This is a genomic window from Pseudovibrio exalbescens DSM 16456, from assembly GCF_000422785.1.
In the GTDB taxonomy this organism is placed as follows: Bacteria; Pseudomonadota; Alphaproteobacteria; order Rhizobiales; family Stappiaceae; genus Pseudovibrio; species Pseudovibrio exalbescens.
In genome coordinates, this window is the sequence record NZ_AUGS01000018.1 from 42417 (window position 1) to 60033 (window position 17617).

At 53.9% G+C, this 17617-nt stretch carries 15 protein-coding genes; 6 read left to right on the forward strand and 9 right to left on the reverse strand.

What is annotated here, in order from left to right; translation table 11 throughout:
- The first annotated feature begins 68 nt into the window (after positions 1 to 68).
- Together G512_RS0112660 and G512_RS0112665 are read left to right on the forward strand one after the other, a co-directional pair.
- On the forward strand, positions 69 to 1145 hold the full coding sequence (locus G512_RS0112660) for an MBL fold metallo-hydrolase (protein WP_036489750.1): 1077 nt from the start codon (positions 69 to 71) through the stop codon (positions 1143 to 1145).
- 39 nt (positions 1146 to 1184) lie between these two features.
- Complete coding sequence (locus tag G512_RS0112665; RefSeq protein WP_028482049.1) at positions 1185 to 1790, forward strand: dual specificity protein phosphatase family protein; 606 nt, start codon at positions 1185 to 1187, stop codon at positions 1788 to 1790.
- Positions 1791 to 1800: 10 nt separating this feature from the next.
- On the opposite strand, the gene G512_RS0112670 is transcribed toward G512_RS0112665, so the two are convergent.
- Genes G512_RS0112670 through G512_RS0112690 form a run of 5 tightly spaced genes read right to left on the reverse strand, consistent with a single transcriptional unit; the run spans position 1801 to position 5730 of the window.
- A complete protein-coding gene (locus G512_RS0112670; protein WP_028482050.1) occupies positions 1801 to 2418 on the reverse strand; it encodes a TetR/AcrR family transcriptional regulator in 618 nt (205 codons plus the stop codon).
- A 38-nt stretch (positions 2419 to 2456) separates the two neighbouring features.
- Complete coding sequence (locus tag G512_RS0112675; RefSeq protein WP_322782959.1) at positions 2457 to 3542, reverse strand: phosphotransferase family protein; 1086 nt, start codon at positions 3540 to 3542, stop codon at positions 2457 to 2459.
- Positions 3535 to 4437: an SDR family oxidoreductase gene (locus G512_RS0112680; protein WP_028482052.1), complete on the reverse strand. Its 903-nt coding sequence runs from the start codon at positions 4435 to 4437 to the stop codon at positions 3535 to 3537. Before G512_RS0112680 ends, G512_RS0112675 begins: the two co-directional genes overlap by 8 nt.
- Entirely contained in the window at positions 4437 to 4904 is a 468-nt protein-coding gene (locus tag G512_RS0112685; RefSeq protein WP_028482053.1) for a MaoC family dehydratase, read from the reverse strand. The genes G512_RS0112680 and G512_RS0112685 overlap by 1 nt, the downstream gene beginning before the upstream one ends.
- Positions 4905 to 4911: 7 nt before the next feature.
- A complete protein-coding gene (locus tag G512_RS0112690; RefSeq protein ID WP_028482054.1) occupies positions 4912 to 5730 on the reverse strand; it encodes an SDR family oxidoreductase in 819 nt (272 codons plus the stop codon).
- A gap of 280 nt (positions 5731 to 6010) precedes the next feature.
- Between G512_RS0112690 and G512_RS0112695 the strand changes: the two genes are divergently transcribed.
- On the forward strand, positions 6011 to 7237 hold the full coding sequence (locus G512_RS0112695) for an acyl-CoA dehydrogenase family protein (protein WP_028482055.1): 1227 nt from the start codon (positions 6011 to 6013) through the stop codon (positions 7235 to 7237).
- A gap of 760 nt (positions 7238 to 7997) precedes the next feature.
- Positions 7998 to 8588, forward strand: coding sequence for a peroxidase-related enzyme (locus G512_RS0112700; RefSeq protein ID WP_028482056.1), 591 nt, complete (start codon positions 7998 to 8000; stop codon positions 8586 to 8588).
- Positions 8589 to 10256: 1668 nt separating this feature from the next.
- On the opposite strand, the gene repC is transcribed toward G512_RS0112700, so the two are convergent.
- From repC to repA, 3 genes are all read right to left on the reverse strand, one after another.
- Positions 10257 to 11546, reverse strand: coding sequence for a plasmid replication protein RepC (repC, locus tag G512_RS0112720; protein WP_028482059.1), 1290 nt, complete (start codon positions 11544 to 11546; stop codon positions 10257 to 10259).
- Positions 11547 to 11799: 253 nt separating this feature from the next.
- Positions 11800 to 12876, reverse strand: coding sequence for a plasmid partitioning protein RepB (gene repB / locus G512_RS0112725; protein ID WP_028482060.1), 1077 nt, complete (start codon positions 12874 to 12876; stop codon positions 11800 to 11802).
- Positions 12873 to 14099, reverse strand: coding sequence for a plasmid partitioning protein RepA (repA, locus tag G512_RS0112730; protein WP_178378232.1), 1227 nt, complete (start codon positions 14097 to 14099; stop codon positions 12873 to 12875). Before repA ends, repB begins: the two co-directional genes overlap by 4 nt.
- Positions 14100 to 14683: 584 nt before the next feature.
- Here repA and G512_RS21015 point away from each other — a divergent pair.
- Positions 14684 to 15412, forward strand: a complete 729-nt coding sequence (locus tag G512_RS21015; protein ID WP_051269306.1) for a GntR family transcriptional regulator — start codon at positions 14684 to 14686, stop codon at positions 15410 to 15412.
- Positions 15413 to 15450: 38 nt separating this feature from the next.
- Here G512_RS21015 and G512_RS0112740 read toward each other — a convergent pair whose 3' ends face one another.
- On the reverse strand, positions 15451 to 16008 hold the full coding sequence (locus G512_RS0112740; RefSeq protein WP_028482062.1) for a cupin domain-containing protein: 558 nt from the start codon (positions 16006 to 16008) through the stop codon (positions 15451 to 15453).
- A gap of 152 nt (positions 16009 to 16160) precedes the next feature.
- Between G512_RS0112740 and G512_RS0112745 the strand changes: the two genes are divergently transcribed.
- Positions 16161 to 17483 carry an aspartate aminotransferase family protein gene (locus G512_RS0112745; protein WP_028482063.1) on the forward strand — a complete coding sequence of 441 codons (1323 nt, stop codon included), beginning with the start codon at positions 16161 to 16163 and terminating at the stop codon, positions 17481 to 17483.
- The last annotated feature ends 134 nt before the right edge of the window (positions 17484 to 17617 follow it).

Genomic DNA, 17617 nt, shown 5'->3' on the forward strand with positions numbered 1-17617 from the left:
GAACCGACATGTAACGCGGATACAGGATGGTATAATTCTAAAATAAGCAGAAGAATCCGGAGCCCATAGTGCCTGAACTCATTACGTTGAGTGGCGTTGGAGGCAAGACCCCCGCCGCGTTTCTTGTGAAATCGCAAGAACATAGTATTTTGCTGGATATCGGCGAAGGACCGGAGCCGGGCGTTCTGCCTGATTTTACCGGCATTGATCGGGTAGATGCCGTTTTGTTGAGCCATGCTCATGTTGATCATGTCGGCGGACTTGCTCTGCTCCCAAATTTGGGCAACCCAGAAGTGTATGCCAGTCAAGCAACTTGGGAGTTGATGCCAGAGGCCCCAGTCGCTGACACTCAACGCCGTATCCTGCCTGTATCGGGCCAGATCAGTCTGTGTGGTACGCAGATTACCATGGGCCAGACCGGGCACGCCCCCGGCGGTTTGTGGTTTCATCTCGGCACTGGTCGCTCACTAATTTATATGGGCGATCATAGCGAGGAATCCCCTGTCCTGCCCTATGAAGCCCCTCCCGCTGCGCACACGGTCATTGTTGATGCGTCTTACGGCGATCGCAATACCGACCTTGAAACACAGCTGGACGCCCTTGAAAATGCTGCGAAAGGCGGCGCGGTTATCGCTGTGCCAATCGGAGGGCGCGGCCCGGATCTGGTCATAGCGTTGCAGGCCAGAGGGCTTCCAGTCAAGGTAGATGAGCAGGTTGCTCGCGAATTGGCTTTTCTAACGAAGAACCTCCATTTGGCCAATTCTCAAGTCCATGGCGACTTGGCAAAAGCGGTCAACACACCGCGTGCAGATCAGGATGCCAAGCCGTCAGACGTCATCATCGCCGTTGGTCCCAATGCAGACTATGGACTGGCACAAAGCCTGGCAGAGGCCACCGACGAGCCCTTTCGCTTCGTCTTCACTGGGTTCGTTCCTCAAAACTCCCCTGCCAAACGACTGATTGAAACCGGACGCGGCGAGTGGTTGCCATGGAACGTGCATCCACGTATGAAAGATGTCATTAAACTGGTCGAGCAAACGGGTGCAAAACAGGTCGTTCCGGCGTTTGTGGACCCCAACAAGGCAACCCATTTGTTCAACACGCTGGGTAACCGGATTTGTCTGGATCGCGCAATAAAACTTTGAGGGCCAAAGCCCCTTCCCCATCACGATATGAGGACATGAATGTCTGATAACAGCCTTGCCAGCCCGCTCTCCGCTGAGAAACAGGAGGATCAGACCCCTGTTGCAATCCCGGTTTATCACCTCAAGGGATATCCCACGCTCACCCTTTTCATTGGCAACAAGATTGCCGCCAATGACCCTGAGCTGCTGCAACGGGAAGGCATAACATCCACGATGAATTTCGCGGTGAATGTGGAGATGCTGCCCTTGACGCTCGCCAATGGGGTTGCCGTACGGCGCACCCATATCGGCCTGATTGATGGCAATGGCAACACGGCGCACCACCTGTTGTCAGGTGTGCTTGCGCTGGCCGGAATTATTGGTCAGGCCAGTCCGGGCAAGGACCACTACCCGCCACACAAGCAGGGTAACGTTCTCATTCATTGCCGCGGCGGCCGCAGCCGTTCGGTCACGATTTTGGCGCTGTACCTCCACCTGTGCCAAAGTGGCGACTTCCCCACCTTTGAAACCGCCCTTGAACACGTGCGTGCCTGCCGGGGGCTGGACCAAGCCTATCCCCTGCGCCCAATGATAGATCTGGCCCACACCGCGTTGGATCTGCTGCCTGCACGAGAAATGTTCTGCTCACCAGAGATGAAGGTCTAGGGCCCTCAGGTCAGACCTTCACCCCCAAGGCCCCGAGCGCCATGGCTGCCAGATCATGGGCGATCGCATCCCGGTCGTCCTGTGTTTGGCCCGGTCTTGGGCTGTACCAGATGGACGGACTGTTCAGCAAAGTAATCAAGCTGTGCACAGTCAGCGAAATAGGCCGTTTCGCAAACACACCGCTGTCCATGCCCTTTTGAATAACCCCTCTGAACAGCTCTTCATACGCAGTGCGTTTTTCAATGATTTCCTCAATCTGGCGGCGCTCATCGGGTGTGGTGGAGCGATTGAAGAACACACGAAAGTCTTCAGAAACAACGCGGTGATAACTGTGATGCCCGAGAATCAACTGAACGTGCGTGAAAGCCATCTGCTTCATCGCGTCCAGCGGATCAGATGCGCGTGCAACGATGGGAGCGATCTGATCATACATCAACGAGACTGAACGCATCCGCACGGCACACAGCAGTTCGGACTTGGACCGGAAGTGATGGTAGATCCGTCCCTTGGTTGCGTTGAGGTGCCGCGCGATATCATCAATCGACACCGCATCAGCTCCATAGTTTGCAAAGCAATCTGCCGCAGCTTCCACAATTTCGAGCTGAGACTTATTCATTTCCGCGAGCATTCCATCCCTCCAGATTTAAGGGCTCATAATTGGCACCCTCACACAGAAATCTGCGAGGGTGTTTCTGCGAGTTCCCGCGCCATGCCAGACAGTAACGTCAGCGCGGGTCGCAAATCGTCGACAGTCTTCGGGTTTGATGCGTTGCCTTTCGCTGCCCGGAACAAGATGCCCTGAACAATGGCAGCCAAACGAAACATGCTGAAGACAAGATAGAAATTCCAATGAGGGATGCCAGACCAACCGCGCTGCTGGCAGTAGGCAGCCACATACTCCTGTTCAGTTGGCAGGCCGTGGGCTGTTCTGTCGATCCCCGCCAACCCCCGGAGTTGCCCCCCATTCGGCAACCGCCACTGCATGCACTGATACGCAAGGTCCGCAATCGGATGCCCGAGAGTCGAGAGTTCCCAATCAAGAACAGCGATGATTTCCGGCTTGTCGGGATGAAACATCAGGTTATCCAGCCTGAAGTCACCATGGACCAAGGCCACCAGCCCATCATCAGGTACCATGTTGTCTGAAAGCCATGTTATCAGCGCTTCCATGTCCGGCTGCGGATCCATTTCTGTTGCCCGATATTGCTTGATCCAACGCGCCGTCTGACGCTCAAAGTACCCACCGGGTTTGCCAAAGTCCGCAAGTCCAAGGGCAGCCGGGTTCAACGCGTGCAAGGTCGCCATAACCCGGTTCATTTCGGCAAATACCTGACCGCGCTCATGCATAGGCAACTCAGGCAGAGCCGGATTCCAGAAGACACGCCCCTCCAGATACTCCATGACGAAGAACTGCGCCCCGATCGGCGTTTCCTCGCCAGTTAAAAAGAAGGTCTTTGGCACCGGCACACCAGTGCCTGCAAGTGCCCGCATGACCTGGAACTCCCGGTCAACCTGATGCGCAGAAGCAATCAGATCTCCCGGCGGTTTGGCTCGCAACACATACTGATGCTCCCCTGAGCTCACCAGATATGTCGGGTTCGATTGGCCGGACGGAAACTTCTCAAGACGATCCAGGCGATCAAAATCCGGAAGGTTGGCCCGCAACACGGCCTCCAATGCCTCAGCCTCGTAGGTATGAACGGGCTTGTGCATGGGGTGATCTGTTTTTGGGGACACGTTTGCTTCACTCATCACGAGGCGCCTTCAGCAAATTGGCTACATGATCAAAGGCGGAAGATGAGGAATACCCGCCTTCAAGGGAGCGGATCCTTTCAAAACGCGCAGCAATTCCCTCTGGTGTGCGTTCCTCCTGTGGCAGGTGAAGGCCCGGCGTCTCAATAAGTTGCGCAACAGAGTACGACCCGCCCGCAGCCATTATGACTATTTTGTTCGGCGCTTGGTCCGAGCACAAGAACAACACTGCAGGCGCAACGTTTTCTGGTTTGAGCGTTTGCGTTGAAGAGGCGTCCAGCAGTTCCTCGGTCATGCGCGTAACAGCGGTTGGGGCGATACAATTTGTATGAATATTGTACTTGGCTCCCTCCAGCGCCAACGTGTTCATCAAGCCCCAAAGACCAGCCTTCGCAGCCCCGTAGTTTGCTTGCCCGAAATTTCCGCAGAGGCCAGACGGCGACGTGGTCATGACGACCCGGCCATACGCCTGCTCCCGCATCACGGGCCAGACAGCACGTGTGCACACGGCAGCACCGGTCAAATGCACTGCCACGACTTTCTCCCAATCAGCCATGGTCATTTTGTGAAAGGACTTGTCTCTCAAGATGCCCGCGTTATTGATCAAAATATCAACCCGACCAAATTTGCTCTGAGCGTCCTGCACCATGTCCGCCACTTCGGCTTCATTGGTTACATCAGCGCTGTTGGCGAGTGCAGTACCGCCGTTTTGCTCAATCTCGTCGCAGACTTTTTCGGCAGCCGTTGACGACCGCCCTTCCCCATCAACCGCTCCGCCGAGATCATTGATCACGACGCGCGCTCCGCGTTTGGCCAGCTCCAGCGCATAAACACGGCCCAAACCGCCGCCCGCGCCTGTTACAATCGCGGTTCTTCCCTCAAAATCTATTGGCATCAAATATCCTCCTCAAAATAAAACAATGTCAGCCATTGCGCTGATAAAGCCGGGGTCTCTTCCTCTTCAATTTCAATGGAAAACGCATAGTTGAGCAGCACACGCCCCCGTCCCTTGGGCAATATCTCTGATAAGGAAAAGCGGCCTCTAACCCGTTTGCCACTTGCGACCGGATGTAAAAACCGAACGCGATCAAAGCCATAATTGACGCCCATCGTTTGGCCTTGAATTTTAGGCTGCGCCTCCAAAGCCATACGGCTGGCCAGGGAGAGCGTTAAAAAACCATGTGCGATCGTCCCCCCAAAAGGAGTAGCATCCCGTGCACGCTCTGGATCCATATGGATGAACTGCTCATCTCCAGTGAGGCGACCGAAAGCAGATATCATCTCCTGATCCACCAGAATCCACGAAGACGGCGCCAAGTCTTCGCCAATCAATTCATGAAGCTGATCCAAGTTCACCGTCATGCCGCCCTCAACTTAAATCAAACAAACCGGCACCTGTGGCGACGTGTATACCGCCGCACAGAGGGAGTATGGCACCGGTGACATAGCTTCCCGCCCGGCTACATAGAAACAGCGTCGCTCCGGCGATATCATCCGGCGCCCCAATGCGCCCTAAGGGTACATTCTTGCCAACGCGGGTGGCCTTGTCCTCTGTCCCTGTGGCGAACTCAGTCATTTTCGATTGGAACGGACCGGGGGCAAACGCATTTACCGTGATCTGGTCAGGCGCCAACTCCTTTGCAAGAATCCGTGTGAGATGATGTACGGCGGCCTTGGATGCAGCATAGGAATAGGCACCATCGCCAATTGGCGTCGATCCCATAACCGAGCCGAGATTAATAACCCGCGCAGGATCATTTCCTGCCCCCGAGGCTTTCAGTTCCGGCAACAGATTTCGGGTTAGGTCAAACAGGCCGGCCACGTTCACGTTCATGACCTTCTGCCAGGCCCTGTGGGGAAAACGATCCAGCTGCTCGCCCCATGTGATACCCGCATTATTTACGAGAATATCGAGACGCCCGGTCCGAGCCCGGACTTCATCTGCAATTGCGGCAACGCCCTCTTCACTTGAAACGTCGCCAGCAAAAGCGTCGATCTGGGCGCCGGGAACTTCGGCTCTCAAACACGCCGCGGCTTCGGCCACCACCGCTTCCTTGCGGGAACAGATCATCACCCGCGCACCACCATGGGCCAATGCCGACGCGACCATGAATCCGATACCGGTTCCACCACCGGTAACCAACGCGACTTTGCCCGATACGCCAAACAGATTCTCAAGATAGCTCACCAGACCCTCCTCCTGGTAATGCCCCCATGGGTTGCACCGCCCACCTCTAATTCATGCCACAATTTCGGTTGCATCACATCAGCGCTGCACCGCACTTGACCCTTGGGGATATTGCAAACATACTCCGTAGTATGTTTTTGGATTGAGGCGTTTGTAAAGACGAAATTGACGAACAGACTTGCGAAGGCGCGATGGAGGAAGGGAGATCCCCTCGCACCCCAGCACCAAATAAATTGAATGAATGACCGAAATTCGGGAGGTATTTCAAATGTCAGCTGCCATGGATCTGGGACCGAGCGAACGCGTTAAACCCTTGATTGATCAAGTCTCACAAATGATAGAACAGGAGATCATACCGCTTGAGGGCGAGTACTTCTCAGAGGTACCCAAGGATGGGCGCTGGACACTAACAAACCGGCAACTAGAAATATTGGAGGGCCTCAAGGCAACGGCAAAAGACCGCCAGCTCTGGAACTTCTGGTTAACTGATTCGGAGCGAGGCTACGGCATCACGACGGTCGAATACGCCTATTTGGCCGAGGAGATGGGCAAGTCGCGTTTGGCTCCAGAGGTATTCAACTGCAACGCGCCGGATACCGGCAACATGGAAGTGTTTGAACGTTACGCCTCCCCTCCCCTGAAAGAAAAATGGCTCACGCCCTTGCTCGCCGGCCACATCCGTTCTGCCTACTTGATGACCGAGCCAGATGTTGGCTCCTCCGATGCCACTAATTTGCGCATGTCCTGCATTCGCGACGGTGATTATTACATTCTGAACGGCGAAAAGTGGTGGGCGTCCGGGGCCGGAGATCCTAGATGCGCCGTTTACCTCGTCATGGTGCGCACACCAACAGACAAAGGAAAGCATCGCCAACATTCCATGATCGTTGTCCCTGCTGACACACCCGGGGTCACTGTCCTGCGCCCCATGGAGGTATTCGGTCACGACGATGCTCCCCATGGTCACATGCATATCCGGTTTGAGAACGTGAAGGTGCCAGCGAGCAACCTATTGCTTGAAGAAGGTGCTGGCTTCGAAGTTGCACAAGGCCGACTTGGCCCGGGCCGGATCCATCACTGTATGCGCGCCATTGGTCTCGCGGAAGCCGCGCTTGCAACCATGTGTGAGCGCTCCTTATCTCGAGAAGCCTTTGGCAGGTCCCTTCACCAACTGGGCGCCAATCACGACATCATCGCAGAATGTCGCATTGAAATCGAGCAAGCCCGCCTCCTTTGCCTCAAGGCTGCGTGGATGATGGATAATGCCAGCGCCAAAGAAGCGGCTATCTGGATCAGCCAGATCAAGGTTGTCGCGCCCCGCATGGCTCTCAAAGTAACCGATGAAGCCATGCAGATGCTCGGCGCAAAAGGCATCAGCCAAGACGCTAATCTCGCGCACCAATGGATCAATCTTCGTACGCTTCGCTTTGCAGATGGTCCGGATGCTGTTCACCGCCGACAAATCGCGCGCGCCGAACTGCGCAAACATACCTCCGAGCGAATCTGAACATCCCCCGGTGCGCGCCAAGCCACCGGGGAAAATCCCGTCTCCATATTCAAATTTCCAAACCGCGAGAACATAGACAGCACCTTCGGCACGGCGATCCCAATCATGGTTTATTCAACATGCTCACCCAACAATTAATAGTACTGAGCACCAGGACAATACAGCGCCGCTTTGCCAACCTTTGCCCCAACCAATAATCCGGAGGAAATTCGAATTTGTGGTATATGTGGCCCGGGATAACCTTAGTTGACAGCTGTCAACGGAGCCATTGAAACAGGTCGCCTGAGAAGCACCGGCGCTGTGGTTCTGAATGCTTTCGGACGCCACAAACTCCGACAACTTACACTCACCGTTCTCGGGCCCATCCAACTTCGAATATCGGCCTTTTCAAGTTTTAGGCCTTCCGGACATGGTGCCTTTTGTTTTGGTTGACAGGTGTCAACACAGAAGCTCGTGAGTCTGCGACCGCCGTTGTTGCGCGCACAGTACTTCAATCGGCAGTGCTGATCAGCCGTAACCATATCCCACAAATCACAAGGGAAAGACTAGGCGGAAGGCCTTTTGTTCTTCTCAAAAGGCTTCGGCGCACAGTCCGCATGCCTTTCCAGTCTGTTGACAGCTGTCAACCACGCCGTTAGCGAGCGTGGAAACTCGGCATCTGTTGACACCTGTCAACACCAGCAGTTTTCTTCATCCAAACGGGCAATAGCGAAGACGAACAGTCTTCGCATAGCTTCTTTAGAAATAGGGGAGGAAAACCATGCCAACCAAAACACCAGTAGAACTCAACTTGTATCTCCCGGTCGATTTGCCAGAAGACATAGCGACCTTGTTCTCCAAATGCCAGGCGAAGCTTGGTCTGATACCAAACGTCTTGGTAGCCTATGCGCACAGACCAGAGAAACTTCGCGTGTTCTCCCAATATTACAACGAGTTGATGCTTGGAGAATCCGGCTTAAGTAAACTTGAGCGCGAAATGATTGCCGTGGCCGTTTCGTCAATGAACGACTGCTGGTATTGTCAGGTCGCTCATGGGGCCGCTGTTCGCCAGTACAGCGGAAATCCAATACTCGGCGATGCTATAATGATCAACTACCGCTACGCCGATATTACACCTCGTCAAAAGGCAATGCTCGACTTTGCTGAAAGGCTAACCAAAGACAGCGCCCAAATCGGCGACAAGGACCGGCAGATCCTACGCGACCACCGCCTTTCCGAAGAGGATATCTGGGATGTTTGTGAGGTGGCCGCGTTCTTCAATATGAGCAACCGACTGGCTTCAGCGACCGGCATGAAACCCAATCCGGATTACCATTTCCAGGCACGTTCGCCGTGGACAACAGACAAATAGGGGAGGGGGCCGAAGTGACCGAGGGGTTTTGAGACATTGCAATGCCCCCTGATCATTCACTTCGTCCAGACCATCAGGGGAGAGTGTGGTATCCAAAGCTTTGAAAAAAAGTACACATGCACAACCGCAGCGATTTCTTTGAACCAAACGCAACTCTTTAACCGCATGGGAAACCGTTTCAAACTGACACTACAGATTGCGTCTACCTTTTCAGAAAGGACAGCCCACTAGTCTCTTTCGAACCCCTTAATAGTGCAAGATACACATTGAAATATCTGGTCAATTGGTGCGGAAGACCGGATGATCAGGGAATGAATGGAACTGCTCAACATGACCCCGGCAGTCATATGCCGCGGGGACACCACGAGTTTGACAACATCGCCGCCCCATCAGTTATCCTCCTAGTTGATCAAAGGGGAGGGGCCGAACAAAAAAATACTCGCTTCAGACAGTTTCCAGCCGTGCCGGGTTCCAGCGCGAAGGCCCTGGTGGCACTTGCTATTCCCATCGGGTACTTCGCTTTGATCATGGGGCTTTGTTCCATGAGAATAAGAGAACAGCTAAGACTCTCAATGCTTTGAGGACCACAGAGACGTCAGCAATTGCCAAACTATTGGGTCCGACCTGCTTCAAGAGACAGGGGAGGGGAGGGCGCCGGAGAAAAAGGGATTTCGTCCATCTAACACAGAAGCGGCTTCTTTCTGGAAATTCTCTAAGAACTCATCGTGATTTAGAAAGATGGCTTAGTCCAAGTGGTCGTTTGCATTTGTTCCTATACGTAGCGGGCAGCCCCGTCCATCAGGACTGAACCATGAAGAAGCCGAAGCCCACCACGGCTTCATAAATTCTTACATGCTTTTTGCGGACATGGTAGGCGCAAGTCCCTTAAGAAAAAACGGTTCTATTACGAAGAGAAAAGGACGACTGGTCCATCCGCATAATATGACAAACGCGAGTGCCTACATTTTCCGGTGTGGCCGGTTTTTTTGGAAAAGGTGCCTCGCAAGGGCGACAGCCCGAAATAGCGACGAGTTCCACTCGCGTCTCGCAGAAGCAATGAGGAGCATAGTCCTGGATGCTCCGTATCAAATTTACTTCAGAGTAGGGGAGTGAGAGTTTGCTCAAAGGCTTTAGAGTTCCCGCACATTACCTCACATGATGTTCATCGAATTCTCAAAATGTCTCTCAGAAAACAATGGAATGCCGCAACCACGCTATAGCCATCGACGAAATGTCAGCACTTATGTTTCAACGGGTTGTGTCACGAAGTAGATCAAGCCAAGAACCGGGCAGTCTGACAGTTGCATCAAAAATTTACCTTGATCGGATCGCACCACCGGGCGCGTGTTTTCCGACACCAGTCTTCCTCAAATCGCGCGGCTGCATCCAACTATGCAGAGCAGCCGCGACCCGAAGGCCTCGTTGCCAGTTTTAACATCACCGCCATGTGTCCGAAAATCCTGCAACCAACACTCGGCGTCCAATTGCGTCGTGTTCTCATAAGAGAGGCCTTCCAAGAATAGATCAAAGAACGTGTGGATCTCCGGACCAACAAATCAGGTCGTGTCTTCGCTGCACACAGGGGGCTTTCCTGCAATTTTCTTTTGATGGCAGTTCACCGACATCAGCGAATGGCTGTAATTGTATGAACAGCGTCCCAACCACCGTCTACTCACCCGTCAGTCCATAAAGCGACTTATGTAGCAGCAATTTACCATCCAGCGCGCGATCTATGCAGGCTCGGAAATAACCCCCAGGGCTCGAAATGCTTTCAGGGTCGCGCAACGCCTTTTCCGCCGTTACAGCAAGCACTGTCGCTGCAAGTTTATCTCCAACCTGGCTCTTTGCCGCACGCCACGCACTTTCGGACAAACCGACGAGCAGACACATGTCTCCCAACACAGAAACCAAACGAGACCAACTGTCAAACGTGGTCCCCAGTGTTTCCTGAAGTTCGGAAGTTGCTTGGGCAACCAGTCCAATTGAAACAGACGCCAAGAGAGGCGACAGCCCTGTGGTTGATAGGTGGGACGCCACACTTGAAGTTTGTGCCTTTGTTGCATTTTCAGGCGTATCTCGTGTGGCATGAAGTTTGCGAAATTGCTCTTTTTCAAGAGCTTTTGCGCCGGAGGCGCTAGGGTTATCAATGGAATTGGCGATAGCCGATTTCCGCTTATTACAATTTTTTGAGTTTAGAGAGTTTGTATTATTATATGAAGTGACATCAATGTCACCCTCGCATGTCATTTGAGAACATAAAGGATCTTCTTTGTCGCCTGAAGCAGAGGCATCCAGCAGCTGCTCATAGATGCTTTGTAAAGCCTCTGCTTTTTCAGCGTTTGGTTTCGCAGCAGACAGGATGTCGAGGACACTCTCTGCAACGTCATAACCCAACGCCGAATCAAGGGTTCCATCCAGATCAAGCATATCTTGAATGGCGCGGGAAAGCCTGCCAACGTTACGGCGAGCTTCCTGTTCGGCTCTCAAACGTGCTGCAAACGCATCGGCAATTTCTGTAAGTTCCTTGACCCGTTGGCGGGCTGGGGAGAAGTCGAGCCCATAGCCGCGGTCAATCTCACCCGTCACGTCATTACGGTAGATGAAGCGGCGGCCTGTAGAGCTGTCGCGATAGGCCAACACACCGGCCTCCACCAGCTTTTTTAACGAGCGCACCACAGTACGCTTGGAGCGGCAAACATACTCTGCGAGCTTCTCATTTGAAATCGCCACAAGTGGACGCCGGCTTGGCTTCCAATCATCGGCTTTGGTAAGGCCAATCAGAATGTCGAGGATATGATAGGTCGTTCCGTCAATCCCAAGGGCAGGGGCTGACTTTTTCAGGGCCAGGGCAACTTCCGCCTTGGTTGTCTCGACGATATCGTTCGCCATCGCCAACCGTTGGGCTTCCAGCATGCCCGGAGTCAGCTTTCGGAACGAAGCAACTTTGTGTGTCTGCATGACATAACCATTCACGTACCCCAAAAAAGGCACGTGTCCAAACGGCGTAACCGTGGGGATAATGGGTATCAAACAGGAAGAAAGGCGCACTTCCGTATTTCAAGGAACAATCGTCCCTTGATTCGCCCGGCCACATTGTCGTAGGATAACGGTGCTAAGGATGATCCTATGCAGGTGGCACTACCTGTTTGGGTTGATAGATTTGGGTCTTGCTGATTGCCGTCAGCAAGGCCTTTTCTATATCCAGCCTAGGTCATTGCTCTGGCTCCTTGTGTTCTTCTTCAAACTGTCGAACAAGTTCGTCAATGTGCTGCATCAAGTAGTCGGCCAGTTCCGGGTTTGCCGTATGGTCGACAGTAAAACTGGTCGCCTTGGCAGTCTGCTTGAAGGCGACCCGCCGGTCTCCGAACCACCCTTTGTTGGCAGAGGCAGCTGGCTTGATCGTCTTGGGTGCTTCCGTCTGCTCCAACGCTTCCGTATGGACGCCGCTTTCCGCCTCCTGCAGCGCTTCCAGTACCGCCAGAAAGCGTTCATCACTGTCCAGATCAAGAAAAGCTTCAGAGGCAAACAGCCAATCCACCGCCTTTTGGTGGACTGGGTCCATTTTGCCATCCTCGCTAAAATAGCCAGCCATTTCCTCCCATCTCGGGCGCCCGATCTTGGGTGCTGGGCCAATGGTCATGAGGAAACTCTCAGGCATTGTCGATGCCAGTTTCCGGTATTTGGAAACGAGCGACTTGTCCTTGTTGATCGCCTTGCAGATCACAGACTGCGGATAGTCTGCTGACAAGCGGAGCACAAACAAGCAAGTCTCAATGAAACTGAGGTCCTTGCGCTCATGGTTCTCCTGACCTTGGGCGATAAGCAGCTCTTCATCACTGAGGGCGCGAACAACACCACGCACCTTGATCCCCAGGTCGCGACATGCACGCCAGCGCCGGTGACCAAAGGCGATCTGATATTGATTTTCTTCGGTTGGATGAGGGCGCACCAAAATGGGTACCTGCTGCCCGGTTTGCTCGATGGACTCCTTCAGGGCATCGAACGCCGGATCGTGCTCAACGACCATCCGATCAGGCACAAAAGAGGGGTGCACTTTCTCAGGATCCAGTTCCACAACCGCGACGGCCGATGACAACCGCCCTGAAAGGTCAGACACTTCTTCTTTCAGCCGATCCCTTTCATCACGGATCAGATTGATTTCAGCCGCCCCAATAGCCCCGGATGCAAGACGAGGTCTTTGAGCAGATCCAGCGGCCACCATGTCAGCCATGCCGCCACCGCCAAACAGCGAATCCAATGCGTTTTTGCGATCCTTTGCCTTGCTCATAGCTTGCGCCCCCAAGAGGCTTTCATCAGATCCTCAATTTCATGATTAACCGTATCAATGCTTTCCAGCGCACGTTTCAGCGTTTCGCGACCGATCGAACCCGGCTCCAGTTCATAAAGTGACTTTTTCTCAAGACCTGCATTGGCAACAGCGGTTGACTCCAAGGCCGGTGCTGTCAGAACGTCTTCGCCAAAAAGGGCGCGCAACAAGCCAACAACGCGGGTCTGCGGACTGTCGTTGGGATTATGCCGGGTGATCAAGAACCGCATCCAATCCAGGCTCATCTCGCCGCCATTGTTTTCAATTACGCCCATCAGATCCGAACTCATGCCGAGGAACTGATTACAGCTGGCCAGGTCAAGCATTTGAGGGTGCAACGTAATGAGAAGGCCAGTCGCCGCAAACAACGCCCCCAAAGTCAGAAAGCCCAGTTGGGGAGGGCAGTCGATCACCACAACGTCGTAGCGGTCATCAACTTCCTGCAGCACGTTTTTTACACGGCGGAAAAAGATGTCTTCTCCAGAGGACATTCCCGATGCGATGGCAGACGGCACAATGTGCTCGAACTCCGCCAGTTCAAGGTTGGCGGGAACAAGGTCCAGATTGTCAAAATATGTGCGACGAATGACTTCGGTGAGCGGGCGGCGTTCGTCGTCATACCGCAAGGCACCAAACAAGGTGCAATTCGGCTCTACATCAAACTCAGGCTGAATGCCAAACATGGCCGAGAGCGAGGCCTGCGGATCCAGATCAATCGCCAGAACGCGGTAGCCCCGCAGCGCCAGAAAATGCGCCAGATGGGTACTTGTTGTGGTCTTGGCCGAGCCGCCTTTAAAGTTCGCACAGGCCACAACTTGAAGCGGCTCTCCGGCCCGGCGGAACGGCAAGATATTGACGGCCTCATCGCCCCGTTTTCTTGCGGCCAGCACCTTCCGAATTTCATTGATCTGCTCTAACGTGTAGCTGCGACGACCATTGGCTAACCTGGTTGGGCTCGGCCCTTCGCCGTCCAGATCAAGCTGGCGTATGGTCGATTCCGAAACGCCAATAAGACGCGCCACATCAACCGAAGAAAACGGACGCAGCTTTTTATGCGCTTCCGGCGGGTAGAGCTCCTGACGCAAACGATGAAGCTGACCCGAAAGAGTCTGCGAATAGCGGGATATCTTCTCCGACGGTGTTTCGTCGCGAGTGAGAGTGGAATTACCGTATTGCACTTGCATCAGCCCCCAAACGGAAAATCGGCTCCATGAGCCTCAATTTGCGTCAGAAGAGTAATGCAGCCACTTATGAGTGCAATCCCTTTTTGGTTAATGGAAATTAACTTCTGGCGCGTTGTTTGCGCGGGTAGCGCGAATTTTCATTGTTTTACAAAAGCTTAAGAAGAGAAAAATTGTTTCGTCAGAAACGTGCAAAACCCTGTTTCTGTCGCCCATCCGTTGGTGATCAGCGGCAGAGATCCGCGTTGTTTACGCCCTCTTCGAATCTGTCGGTACTGTCAGTTCCTATTACGACAAGCGAGGGCTAGAGATGAAAGCCGGTTAGTATTACAACTTGAACCTGTAGGCTCGTGTGATTTAGGTCACCAGATTACCGTTTATATAAAATCGTGCCCGTCATTCACACGGGGCGCTCCAGCCTCGCTATGGTTAATCGAAAAACGCCTGAGTATCATGAGTTTTGTTAGCCTTCTCACAGGCCCCACTGTTATGATTCCGTGTGAGTAATTCAATCATCTACAAGACGGCGATGCCTCGACCGCTCTGACAGCGTCGGGATCGCATAGATCGCAACGGACTTCTGAATCATGCGTGAACCCAACGCCTTTACGGCTCCTGCAGCTAGCCGGCGCAACGCGCCTGGATCCCTGATCGACAGTGCGGAGGCGTATCTACGGGAAGACATTCTGACAGGGCGTTTGCAGCCAGGCCAACGCCTGAAGATAAAGGAACTGAGTGAACATCTGGGTATTGGACCAACGCCGCTTCGCGAAGCGCTCTCCAAACTCGCCTCCAACGGGCTGGTACATAGCGAAAGCCATAAAGGTTTTTTTGTGCCGCCTGTATCGGTGGCCGAGTTGGAAGACCTGATTGAGCAGCGCATCGCGTTGGAGAGGTCGATTTTGGCGGCCTCCATCGCAGAAGGGGATCTGGAGTGGGAGGCCCGTGTCGAATACGCCTTTGACGCTCTGACACAGGCGGAAACCCACAAGATGCCGGATCCGCGTCGACAGTGGCTGCTTTGGGAAAACTGCAACAGCGATTTTCACAAGGCCCTGATAAGCGGTGCACGATCAAAGTGGGGCCCAATCCTGTTGGATGTTCTCTACGACCAGACCGAGCGCTACCGTGGATTGAAGTATCCAAACCTGAGTTATGCCGAGCAGGCCCGCGAAGACCACATCAAACTCAAGGATGCGGCATTGTCCCGCGACATTGAATCGGCAGTCGCTCTGATTGAAATCCACATTGGCCGGATGCGAGAAGCTTTGATTGATGAGAACGGCAAGCTGAAAATGGCTGCGGTCGACGCCTAATCTCTCCAAACACAGCGGAATTGGTTCACACACCCCTCCTAGAAGGTGGGAGGGGTACAGGCGCTCACAATCTCTGCTTCTTCCGTGCCGACGGCCTTGAAGCTGTGTGGTTGGTTTGACGCAAAATAGTAAGCGTCACCAGCACCCAGTATCGCCCTTTGTGAGCCCACGGTCACTTCAACACGCCCACGCACAACGACACCAGCCTCTTCCCCCTGATGGATCAACGGCACTCGACCCGATCCGGCACCCGGCTGGTAAACCTCATGCAAAACCTGAAGGGATTTTTGCGGCCGATCTGCACCGACCAAGCGATAGGACACGCCATCCTTGCCAATCTGTTTCAGGTCGTCGGCGCGGTAGAACAGTCGTTCCTCATTCGCCGCTTCCAAGCTGAAAAACTCCCCCAAATCCATCGGAATACCGGCGAGAAGGCGCTTCAATGCACCAACGGATGGGTTCATCTTGCCCGCCTCGATCAACGACACTGTTGCATTGGTCACGCCCGCCCTTTTGGCCAGTTCCCGTTGCGACAAACCGCGTGCGATCCTGACAAATCGCAGACGCTGGCCCAAATCGTCTTCTTCGTCCTGCATGCCACACCTCCCGTTTATCCTGTTAAATATAATAAACAGAACCGCCGCTGCACGCGCTAATTCAAGGACTTGCAGCGATCAAGAAACAGACTTGCCATCAAACTCCAAACAAATACGGTGATATACCTAGATAACAACCGCAGGGGGATACCATGTCGAGCGAACCAGCACCCAACGATTTATCCAGTTTCTGGATGCCATTCACCGCAAACCAAGCCTTCAAAAAGGATCCACGCATGCTCGTGGCTGCAGAGGGCGTCCATTACAAATCGCAGGATGGCCGCGATATTCTGGATGGGACGGCCGGGCTGTGGTGCGTGAATGCCGGGCACAAGAACCCGCGCATTTCAGAGGCTATAAAAGCGCAGGTTGATGAACTGGACTACGCACCCACGTTTCAGTTTGGCCACCCAAAAGCTTTTGAACTGGCGAACCGCGTTGCAGGTCTCTTTCCAGATGGGCTGGACCATGTATTCTTCACGAACTCTGGCTCGGAGAGCGTCGACACCGCACTCAAGATCGCTCTTGCGTATCATCGCGGACGCGGGCAGGGCAGCCGAACGCGTCTCATCGGACGTGAGCGTGGCTATCATGGAACTGGTTTTGGCGGCATTTCCGTGGGTGGCATCGTCAAGAATCGCATGTATTTCGGCTCATTGCTGTCCGGCGTCGATCACCTGCGACATACCCACGATCCAGAACGCAACAGCTTCACAAGAGGGTGCCCGGTCTATGGCGGCGAACTGGCCGAAGATCTTGAGCGTCTTGTGGGGCTGCATGATGCCTCCACCATTGCCGCAGTTATCGTGGAGCCCATGGCGGGCTCAACTGGCGTGCTGTTGCCTCCTCTTGGCTATTTGCGCCGACTTCGGGAAATCTGTGACCGCCACGGCATTCTGTTGATTTTCGACGAGGTGATCACAGCCTTCGGGCGGTTGGGCACGGCCTCCGCCTCCAAGTACTTTGATGTCAAACCCGACATCATAACCTGCGCAAAAGGCATTACGAATGGTGTCATTCCCATGGGCGCCGTCGTGGTCACCAACAATATCTATGAAAGCTTCATGGACCATGCTGATGCCCCCATCGAGTTCTTTCATGGGTATACCTACTCAGGTCACCCGATAGCAGCAGCGGCTGGTCTGGCGACGCTTGATGTTTATCGCGAAGACGGCTTGTTTGAGCGTGCCGCCGATCTGGCACCATACTTTGAAGATACGGTGCATGCCTTGAAAGGCCGACGGCACATTCGCGACATTCGCAATCTTGGGCTGGTTGGTGCTCTGGAACTTGAACCAAGACCGGGCGCGCCCGGGGCGCGTGGCTTTGAAACCATGGTGAAGGCCTATCAGAAGGGCGTCATGGTGCGCGTTACCGGCGATATCCTGGCATTTTCACCGCCTCTCATCATCGAACGTGGTCAAATTGACCAAATGTTTGAAACGGTGGCAGCTTGCTTGGACGATGTCGAATAGGCCGCCAGCGCTTATCAGTTCCACTGGAATTGGCCGCGTAATGTACCGCACTTTGCGGCCAATAGCCCCTGTGCCAAACCCCATAAAGAGTCGCAGAGGCGCCTAATCGCAACCTATGGATGCAGTTAGGCGGA